Annotated in this window: 11 protein-coding genes; 6 read left to right on the top strand and 5 right to left on the bottom strand. The window is 61.8% G+C overall.

Annotated features, from left to right (window positions below; genetic code table 11):
• Positions 1-65: 65 nt before the first annotated feature.
• Positions 66-380, top strand: a complete 315-nt coding sequence (locus REH34_RS02120; RefSeq protein ID WP_311970568.1) for an EthD family reductase — start codon at positions 66-68, stop codon at positions 378-380.
• 61 nt (positions 381-441) lie between these two features.
• Here REH34_RS02120 and REH34_RS02115 read toward each other — a convergent pair whose 3' ends face one another.
• The 3 genes from REH34_RS02115 to REH34_RS02105 all read right to left on the bottom strand — a co-directional run bounded on the left by REH34_RS02115 (position 442) and on the right by REH34_RS02105 (position 3,127).
• Positions 442-798 carry an NUDIX hydrolase gene (locus REH34_RS02115; protein WP_226504583.1) on the bottom strand — a complete coding sequence of 119 codons (357 nt, stop codon included), beginning with the start codon at positions 796-798 and terminating at the stop codon, positions 442-444.
• A gap of 291 nt (positions 799-1,089) precedes the next feature.
• The gene (locus tag REH34_RS02110; protein WP_311970567.1) at positions 1,090-2,457 is read right to left on the bottom strand and encodes a HAMP domain-containing sensor histidine kinase; all 1,368 of its coding nucleotides are present in this window, start codon (positions 2,455-2,457) and stop codon (positions 1,090-1,092) included.
• A complete protein-coding gene (locus tag REH34_RS02105; RefSeq protein WP_226504581.1) occupies positions 2,435-3,127 on the bottom strand; it encodes a response regulator transcription factor in 693 nt (230 codons plus the stop codon). Before REH34_RS02105 ends, REH34_RS02110 begins: the two co-directional genes overlap by 23 nt.
• Positions 3,128-3,257: 130 nt before the next feature.
• Here REH34_RS02105 and REH34_RS02100 point away from each other — a divergent pair, with 130 nt between their 5' ends.
• The 4 genes from REH34_RS02100 (at position 3,258) to REH34_RS02085 (ending at position 6,680) form a co-directional block, all read left to right on the top strand.
• Entirely contained in the window at positions 3,258-3,959 is a 702-nt protein-coding gene (locus tag REH34_RS02100) for a response regulator transcription factor (RefSeq protein ID WP_311970566.1), read from the top strand.
• 104 nt (positions 3,960-4,063) lie between these two features.
• Positions 4,064-5,362, top strand: a complete 1,299-nt coding sequence (locus tag REH34_RS02095) for a HAMP domain-containing sensor histidine kinase (protein ID WP_226504579.1) — start codon at positions 4,064-4,066, stop codon at positions 5,360-5,362.
• Positions 5,363-5,469: 107 nt separating this feature from the next.
• Positions 5,470-6,141, top strand: a complete 672-nt coding sequence (locus tag REH34_RS02090) for a class I SAM-dependent methyltransferase (RefSeq protein ID WP_226504578.1) — start codon at positions 5,470-5,472, stop codon at positions 6,139-6,141.
• 131 nt (positions 6,142-6,272) lie between these two features.
• Positions 6,273-6,680, top strand: a complete 408-nt coding sequence (locus tag REH34_RS02085) for a response regulator (RefSeq protein ID WP_226504577.1) — start codon at positions 6,273-6,275, stop codon at positions 6,678-6,680.
• Here the strand turns inward: REH34_RS02085 and REH34_RS02080 are convergent, their stop codons facing one another.
• Positions 6,681-7,730, bottom strand: a complete 1,050-nt coding sequence (locus tag REH34_RS02080) for a spermidine/putrescine ABC transporter substrate-binding protein (RefSeq protein WP_311970565.1) — start codon at positions 7,728-7,730, stop codon at positions 6,681-6,683. It abuts the gene before it with no gap.
• Positions 7,731-8,049: 319 nt separating this feature from the next.
• On the opposite strand from REH34_RS02080, the gene REH34_RS02075 reads away from it, so the two are divergent.
• Complete coding sequence (locus REH34_RS02075; RefSeq protein WP_226504575.1) at positions 8,050-8,655, top strand: LysE family translocator; 606 nt, start codon at positions 8,050-8,052, stop codon at positions 8,653-8,655.
• Positions 8,656-8,669: 14 nt separating this feature from the next.
• Here REH34_RS02075 and REH34_RS02070 read toward each other — a convergent pair whose 3' ends face one another.
• Positions 8,670-9,491, bottom strand: coding sequence for an aldo/keto reductase (locus REH34_RS02070; RefSeq protein ID WP_311970564.1), 822 nt, complete (start codon positions 9,489-9,491; stop codon positions 8,670-8,672).
• Positions 9,492-9,513 lie beyond the last annotated feature (22 nt).

The following is a 9,513-nucleotide window of genomic DNA, read 5'->3' as shown; positions in this document are numbered from 1 at the left end:
GAGTTGGCGTGCTGCATGGCGTCGCTGCATACTGGCCGCTAATTTAAACGTCGAGGACCCGCTTCGTGATCAAAGTCAGCGTGCTGTACCCCTACCAGGCCGATGCCCGTTTCGACCACGACTATTACCGAGACAGCCACTTGCCGCTGGTCAAGCAGTACATGGGCGCCAGCCTGCTGCGCTACAGCATCGAGAAGGGCTTGGGTAACGGCATTGCCGGCGAGCCGCCGATCTACATCGCGGCCTGCCATCTGTATTGCGATTCGGTGGAATCGTTCCAGGCGGGCATGGGGCCACACTCCGATATCGTCAATGGCGATATCAAGAACTATACCGACCTGGTGCCGTTGATTCAGATCAGTGAGGTGGTGGTGGCGTAGGGGGCTCGTCAGGGCCGGTTCACTCGGGCTGGCTGGGTCGTCAGCCAGGAGGGCGTCTTGGTCAGCGCCCGAGCGCTTTCACCAGGCCCTTGATCGACGGATTGAGGTCGCGGTCGTTTAGCTCTTTCCAGGTGAGCCATTTGCAGTTGGCAATTTCGTTCTGCGCCGAGGCCTTGGTGGATTTCGGCACGTCGATGGCGAAGACGTGATGCAACACCTTGTTGCCTTCGTAGAGGGCGATGAAGTCGAGATTGGGCGCCAGCACGCCGGTTTCTTCGGCGAGTTCGCGCAATGCGGCTTCGAAGGGGGTTTCGCCGTCTTCGACCTTGCCGCCGGGCAGGTTCCACTTGGCCTTGGGCTTGCGCACAAAGAGGATTTCCTGATCGCGCTTGCAGAGAATAGTGGCGCGCTGCTTCATAGGTGCACCTGCTGTAATAAAACCTTCATCAATCTGTCATATGCAAGGCGCAAGCCAAACTTGTCATTGCCCCCGTCATAACTCTAGATCGGCCGGTCAGGCGCTTTCGATAGGGCAAAAGGCGCTCATTTCAGCGTGACGGTCGGCGATATTCAGGTGGTTGAGAGGGGTTGGCGGCGATTCGTTCAATGTAATCGCGCTCAATGACCGGTGGCCGACGAGGCGCTGCACCGGTTGTGGTCGTTCTGCACCCTGTTGATGCGCCATCAACAAGACGATGGGGGCCGCTGATCAGGCGCGTGCAGGCCTGAGCCGCAATTCGACCAGGCAGCCGGGTTGCGCGTCGCCGATGCACAGACTCATGTCATGCAGGCGCGCCACCGCCGCGACCATGCTCAAGCCCAGGCCATTGCCAGGGGTGTGTCGGCTGGCTTCGGCGCGGTACAGGCGGCGCAGCACTGCCTCGCGCTCGGCCTCGGCAATGCCCGGGCCGTTATCGCTGACGTGCAGGCTGACGCCCTCGGGGCCGTCGCTGATGCTCAAGTGCACTGCACCCTGGTCCGGGGAGAACTTGATGGCGTTGTCCAGCAGGTTGCAGGTCGCATCGAACAACAGCTGGACGTCGCCGGAGATCATCGGCGTGTTGGGCGAGGGTGCATAGGTGAGGCTGATGCCGCGCTCCTCGGCCAGGGGCTCGAACAACTCGGCGGCGTCCGCAGCGACAAGATTAAGGTCCACCGGTGCGAAGTGGCTGCGGCGGGCGCTGTCCTCTATCTCGGATATGCGCAGCAGTGCGCGGAAGGTCGACAGCAGCGCGCCGGCCTCGCTCAGCGCCGCATCGATGGTGCGCGCATAGTCGTCGGCCGTCACCCCGCGGCGCTGGGCGCGCTCGAGGCCGGCCATCAGCCGGGTCAAGGGCGTGCGCAGATCGTGGGCGATGTCGTCGCACACGCCTTTGACTTCGCTCATCAGGCGTTCGAGCTCGTCGAGCATGCCGTTGACCACCATGGCGATACGGTCGACGTCATCGTTGTTGCCGCGGGTGGGCAGCCGGCGTGACAGGTCGCCTTTGACGATTTCGCTGATCGAGTGGCTGAGTGAATCGAGGCGGCGACGGGCGAAATAGCCCAAGGCGATCGACCCCACCAGGCCGACCAGCAGCAACAGCACACCGCCGGAAATCATCGCGCGCACCAGCAGCTCGTTGAATTCATGAATGTCGTGGGCATCCTGGGCGACCATGAGGATGTTGCCGTCGTCGAGGCGGTGCAGCATGAAGCGCAGCGGGCGGTGGCGGTCGTCGGCCTTGTGCCAGTTGTAGTCAGAGGGGCGATCGAAGACCTTGGTGTCGGGCAGCTGTTTGACGGCCCCCGCCAGGTGGTTGCCTTCGGCATCGAACAGCGAGTGCGGGGTGCGTTGATCGGCGTCCTGGCGGTTGTGCACGAGGATTTCCTGCAGGCGGTCGACGCTGCTCAGGCGGCTGCGGTTGTCAGCCTGGCGATGCAGCGCGGCGTCGGCTTCGGCGCGCAGGTACACGGTGGTCTGCCAGTAGATGTAGCCGAACAGCGCCAGAAAGGAGAACAGGAACAGGCCCAGGAACATCAACCCAGTGCGGAAACTGATGGTGCGCGGGATATCACTCAGGCGCACGGAGTACATAGCCGGCTCCCCTGACCGTGTGCAGCATGGGCGGCTCTTGCTCGGCATCGATCTTGCGGCGCAGGCGGCCGATGTGCACCTCGATGACGTTGGTGCGTTCGTCGTAGCTGTAATTCCACACCGCTTCGAACAGCATGGTGCGGGTCACCACCTGGTCCGGGTTGCGCATCAGGTGTTCGAGCAGGGCGTACTCGCGCGGGACCAGTTCGATGACTCGCTCGCCGCGGCGCACGCTGCGCTTGAGCAGGTCGACCTCCAACGGGCCGACTTTCAGGCGGCTTTCACTGTGCGTTGCCAGCGGGCCGATGCGGCGGCGGTTGAGGGCGTCCAACCGCGCAGTGAGCTCGATGAACTCGAACGGCTTGGTCAGGTAGTCGTCGCCGCCGGCACGCAGACCGCGCACGCGTTCGTCCAGCGCGCTGAGGGCACTGAGGATCAGCACCGGGGTGGCTACCCCGGCAGCGCGCAGGGCGGTGAGCACGGCCAGGCCATCGAGGGCGCCGTGGAGCATGCGATCAAGGACGATGAGGTCGAAACTTTCGCTCAGAGCCCTGACCAGCGCGTCGCGGCCGTTGTCGACCTGGCTGACACTGAAACCGTGATCCTGCAGGGCGGCCTCGATTTCGCGGGCGGTGGTGAAGTCATCTTCGACGACCAGAACGTGGGTCATGGCGGTGCACCCCTCCTTGACGATGCGCTTTAACAATGAAGTTGCATGGCATAGTGTGCCACGGGGTGGGGGTGGCAGATGTCGTCGTCGCCTAAACAAAAGTTTAGCCACGCGGTGGCGGAGGTGCGGGTTGCGCGTGCTGGTGATAGAAGACGATGGTCCGACAGCCCATTACCTGTTGCGCGGGTTGACTGAAGGTGGCCATGTGGTGGATGTCGCCGTGGATGGCCACGGCGGGCTGGCCATGGCGCTGGAGGCGATCCACGACGTGCTGGTGGTGGATCGGCGCTTGCCGGGGCTCGACGGTCTGCAGGTGATCGCGCGGTTGCGTGAGCAGGGGGTGGCGACGCCGGTGTTGATGCTCAGTGCTCAAGGCTCGACCCAGGACCGCGTCGAGGGCTTGCGGGCCGGCTGCGACGATTACCTGGCCAAGCCGTATGCCTTCGCCGAGGTGCTGGCACGCCTGGATGCGTTGTGTCGGGGGCGCCAGCAGCAGGGCCAGTCGCTGGATCAGCCCCGGCGCCTGACGGTGGGCGAGTTAAGCCTGGATTGCGCCACGCGGATGGCCACGCGTCAGGGCCGAGTCATCACCCTGCAGCATCGCGAGACCCTGCTGTTGGAGAAACTCATGCGCCACAGCGGCCAGGTGGTGACGCGCGATATGCTGCTCGACAGCGCGTGGAACTATGCCTTCGACCCGAATGACAACGTCATCGACAAGCACATCCACCGTTTGCGGCGCAAACTTGACGAAGGCTTCGAGTATTCGTTGATCCGCACCATAGCGGGCGCGGGTTACTGCTTCGACGGCGGAAAATCAACAACCCCGTAGCGAGGTGCGAGACTTTCTGTACGTGTCGCAAGACTTGCACGCTACAACTGGTTATCTTCTGCAACGCTTTGCCTCTGGTCTGTCATAAGGAACACCGAATCACCATGGATTTCAAACAAAGCCTGGCGCAGCGCATTGTCATTGTCTTCGCGCTGATGAGCACCGTGGTGGCGGGTATTTTCGCTATCGGGATCGTGGCCGCCGTGCACGTGGTCGAGCGCCGCCTGACCGATGCCAGCATGGGCGGCAACCTCAATCGCCTGCTCAAGGTCGACAACGCGCAGGACTGGGTGCATCGCCCGGAGAAGGACGAGCTGTTCTTCGCCGACAACGGTCCGCGGGACCTGGCCCTGACTGACGAATTGCGCGCGCTGCCGATCGGTTTTCAGGACGCGGTGTTCAATCAGGACCCATATTTCGCCATGGTCGGCGAGGTCGACGGGCGCAAATACGTGCTGTTGCGCGATCGCCAGAGCGTCGAGCATCGCGAGCAGTTGCTGATTGCCGTGGTGGTCGGCGGTTTTGCCCTGAGCGTGGTGCTGGCGATGGTCCTCGGCCGTTTGCTCGCCCGGCGCGTCATGGCGCCGGTGATCCTGCTGGCGCGGCAGATCCGTCAGCGCGACGAAACCATTGCGTTGGCGTCGCCGCTGTCGACCGACTACGCCGCCGATGAAGTGGGCGAGCTGGCGGTGGCCTTCGATCAGACGCTGGGCAAACTACGCGCCGCTCTGGGCCGCGAGCAGCAGTTCACCGCCGACGTCAGCCACGAATTGCGCACCCCGCTGCAAGGCCTGCAGCACGCCTGCACCTCGTTGCTCGACAACCCTGACATCGATCCTCGTGCCCAGCGCCAGGTGGTACGTATCGCCCGCGCCAGTGCCGAAATGCATCAGTTGATCGAAACCTTTTTACTATTGGCCCGCGCCAGCGACCCTGCCGCCGGCTCCGGCCAGCAAGCGACCCTGCATCAGGTGGCCGACGATCTGGTGGAAATCTGGGGACGGCAGATCAACGAAAAGGGCCTGGAGTTTTCCTACGAGTGCGAAGTCGACAGCCCCACGCTGTTCAACCACACCTGTCTGTATTCGGTGATGGGCAACCTGTTGCGCAACGCCTGGCACTACACTGACCAAGGCTTCGTGCGCCTGACGCTGCAGCCCCATGGCTTTATGGTCGAGGACAGCGGCATCGGCATCCCCGAGGAAAAACGCAATGCCATGTTCCAGCCTTTCGTGCGCGGCGACGAGCGGCGCGGCGAGGGCCTGGGCCTGGGCTTGTCCCTGGTGCAGCGGATCTGTAACAGCCAGGGCTGGCATGTGACGCTCACCAGCCGTGAGCCCCATGGCTGTCGCTTTAGCGTGGAATGGGGCGCCGTTCATCTGCCGGCATTGGCAAAAGGCTGATCCGAGCGCCCAAGCCCCAGAAAACATGACAGTTTTTTCACAAATGGTTGGCCATGCTGCGCCAACTTACGCGGTAATCTATCGCTCATGCATAACCGGAGAGCGCCATGAGCGGCCCGATCACACCTCGTCAAAACGATCAGGAACATGCCTCGCGCGATTTTATGAAAGATCAGGCAACGCTCTCACGCAGACTGTCGCAGCACCGCGACGAACAACTGGCCCGCAAAGCGCTGTCGCGAGCGGGCGATCCGGGGCTGATCCTCGATCTGCCCTGCGGTAATGGCCGTTTCTGGCCCATGCTCGGCGAAAAACCCAACCGCGTGATCATCGCTGCCGGCAGCTCGGCGGCCAGCATCGAGGCCGCCAGCGCCCTGCAGCCCGCCGAACTGGCAGCGCGCATTCGGCCATTGCAGACCTCGGCGTTTGCCATCGACCTGCCGGACAACGCCGTCGACAGCATCTTCAGCATGCGCATGCTGCATCGTGTTGGCGATGCCGCACAACGCCTGAAAATGCTCAAGGAATTCCACCGTGTGACCCGCGAAACGCTCATCGTGTCGCTGTGGATCGATGGCAACTTCAAGTCCTGGAAACGCAAGCGTCTGGAGCAGCGCCGACACTTGCTGGGTCCGCAGCGTGACGAGCATCACCGTTTCGTGATCCCCCGTGCCACGGTCGAAGACGAGTTCCGCCAGGCCGGTTTTCGCGTGCAGGAACGTCTGGATGCCTTCCCGCTTTACGCCTTGTGGCGCGTCTACGTCCTGTGCAAAGCCTGAAAATCAAGTTTTTCCATCGCCAAATAGACAATCGGTTGTATCAAAAGTGAATCTTGTCGCTCTTAGTCGCTCACATCTTGCACAGGCTGTTGAAAATGCTCGATGGCGCCACTGACTACGGGTAACTGAACGTGAATGCAATCTTGAAGGAACGCTCCCCCGAACACCGGGGATTGGTATTGGTCGTTGAAGACGAGCCGATCATTCGGGACTTCGTGTGCGAGATGCTGGAGTTGGAGAAGTTTTCTACCTTTGCGGTGGAAAATGCAGACTTGGCGCTCGAGGAACTGAATAGACGTTCTGCAGAGTTCGACTTGCTGCTGACCGACATACGCATGCCGGGCAGCATCGATGGTGCCGGGCTCGCCAATGTCAGCCACGACAAATGGCCCGAGTTGCCGATTCTGGTGATGTCCGGCCATGAAACGCCGGAAAGCTCCGGGGTCGTGCATCCGGTGACTTTCCTGCGCAAACCCTGGACCATCGGGCAAATGCTCGACGGAGTCGACAAGGCGCTTGGCATTCAGCATCCCAGTTGATCAGGGCGCGGTCACCACGTCCCGCACCGCTGCGGTATAAGCCTGGTGCGTCGCATCGCTGACATCGCGTAGCAAATGCATCTTCAAGAGTTCTGCCGGTGTTGTGGTCAAGTTGGGAAACTTGGCCAGCAACGCCGGATCGACACCGTCCATCGCTACCCTGTTGGGGATCTTGTAGTCGACATTCTCGACCACCCAGACGTGATTTTTCGGCGTCAGGATGAAATTGACGAAGGCTTGGGCGTTATCGATATTCTTCGACTTCTTCAAAATCACCATGGTGTCGACCCACAGGTCGGAACCCTCTTTGGGCACTGCAAACTTGACGTCGGGGTTTTCCGCCGTGCCGTAGTTGCACCAGCCATCGAACGCATGGGCCATGTAGGTTTCGCCGGACACCAGTTTGGCGTGAAAGGTGGTGTCATCGAAGCCCAGGATGCGTTTGCGCGCTTTCAGCAATTGATCGCGCACCGCTTTGATATGCGCCGGATTGCTGTCGTTCACATCCCACCCGTTAGCCAGAAAACCCGCCGCCATCAGCCAGCGCTCGGTACTCAGCAAGGTCACCTTGCCCTTGAGTGCGTCGCTGGGATTGAGCAGTTGTTTCCAGCTGTCGGGCGCGGGTGACACTTTGTCGGCGCGGTAGCAGATGCCGGTGGTGCCCCAAGCGTAGGGCACAGAGAAGTGATTGCCAGGGTCATACTCGAGGCGTGTGGCCTCGGGGTAGAGATTCTTGAGGTTGGGTACCTTGGTGGGGTCGATCTCAGCCAGCAGGCCTTTTTTGTGCAGGATCTCCGCGGCGGGCGAGGAGACGAAGAGTACGTCGAAGCCTTCACCGCCGTTAGCCAGTACCTTGGTGAGGATTTCCTCGTTGGTGGCATGGATATCGGTAATGACCTTGGCACCGGTGAGTTTTTCGAAGTTGTCGGTGGTCTCCGGGGCCATGTAACCATCCCAGTTGGAAACTACCAGGTCGGCGGCGTGAGCGAGGGGGGCGCTCATCAGCATTGCAAGAGAAAGACGGGCAAAGCGACTGCTGGCTTTTTTCATGTCTACGGCTTCCCTGTACGACAAATGGTCTTATTGGCTCTACTTTCCCGGCGGCGGCGAAAGCCTCAAGCGGTACCGATCCTATCGGCCCCGGAAGTTGCTTCTGTAGGGGCACCCAAGGTGCACCGACGAAGAGAACTGCTGTTGCGTTGCAGCATAGACGCTACGGGCTGATCGCGCCGCTGCGCGAGGATGGATTGCGCGTGTGCCAGTACAGCGAAGTGTGATGTAACAATTTGTTTCGACTGTATGGGTTTCTGGCGCCTCGGAATGGCTACCGTGAGTGCATAACCAGAAACCTGAGCATGGATGTGTAGCGATGTCGTTTACCGTGGATCTGCTGGCTGCCTTTACTCTTTTCGCGTTCGTTTCTTCGATCACGCCGGGCCCGAACAACACCCTGCTGCTGGCATCGGGGGTCAACTTTGGTTTTCGCCGCAGCATCCCCCACGCCCTCGGGGTGAGCATCGGTTTCATGGTGATGGTACTCGCGGTGGGGCTGGGTCTGGGGGCAGTCTTCAAGGCGGTGCCCGTGGCGTACACAGTATTGCGCTACGCCGGGGCCGCGTATTTGTTGTATCTGGCCTACCGGATCGCCACGTCGGGGCCCATTAGCACGGACGGTAGCACCGGCGAGCGCCAGCCCATGAGCTTTTTGGCGGCTGCGGCCTTCCAGTGGGTCAATCCCAAGGCCTGGGTCATGGCGATCGGCGCCATTACCACCTACACGCCGGCCGATGGTTACATCGCTAATGTCTTTGTAGTGGCGCTGGTGTTCGCGGTCGTCAACCTGCCCAGCGTGTGCGTCTGGGTGGGCTGCGGCACCGCTTTGCGCCGAGTGTTGCAGGAGCGCCGCTGGCTGATGCTGTTCAATGGCCTGATGGCGGCGCTGCTGGTGGCGTCGTTGTATCCGCTGTTGAAGTAGGCTGGGGCGTGGTTCTACACCATCGATAGGCGCTGCTTGCGCTTGGGCGCCGCGAACGCCGCGTCGATCAAGGCGAAGTCTTCGGCGTCTAGACGCAGATCCGCTGCAGCGGCGTTTTCGGTGATATGGGCGCTGCTGCTGGCCTTGGGAATCGCGATCATCCCGGGATGGCGTAACACCCAGGCCAGGCACGCCTGGGCCGGGGTGATGCGGTGGCGCTCGGCGACCTGGCGTAGGGCCGGATGCTGCAACACGCCGCCGCCCTGCGCGATCGGGCAGTAGGCCATGATCGGCAGTTGCGCCTTTTGCGCCCAAGGCAGCAGGTCGAACTCGATGCCGCGGGCTTGCGGGTTGTAAAGCACCTGATTGGTGGCGCAGCGGGTGTCGGCCAGTTCCTCCATATCGGCAACGTCGAAGTTCGAAACCCCCCAACGACCGATCTTGCCGTCGGCCATCAGTGATTCGAAGCCTGCGACCGTTTCTTCCAGCGGTTCACTGCCGGGCCAATGCAGCAGATACAGGTCGATGTGCTCGGTGCCCAGGCGCTTGAGGCTGCGCTCGCAAGCGTCGCGCACGCCTCGGCGGCTGGCGTTGTGGGGGTACACCTTGCTGACCAGAAACACCTTGTCGCGCTGACCGCGAATGGCCTGGCCGACCACTTCTTCGGCGCCGCCTTCGCCGTACATTTCAGCGGTGTCGATCAGGCTCAGACCGTGCTCCAGGCCTTGTTGCAGTGCACGGACTTCCTGGGCGCGCTGGCTGGGGTCTTCTCCCATGCGCCAGGTGCCCTGGCCGATGACGGGGACGGATTGGCCGGCGAGTTGCAGGGTTCTCATCAGTGTTCTCCTGCCGTTTGGC

Origin of the sequence: Pseudomonas baltica (genome assembly GCF_031880315.1) — a bacterium.
Taxonomy (GTDB): Bacteria; Pseudomonadota; Gammaproteobacteria; order Pseudomonadales; family Pseudomonadaceae; genus Aquipseudomonas.
The sequence above is the reverse complement of the archived record's forward strand: the minus strand, read 5'-3'. Positions and strand labels throughout refer to the sequence as shown.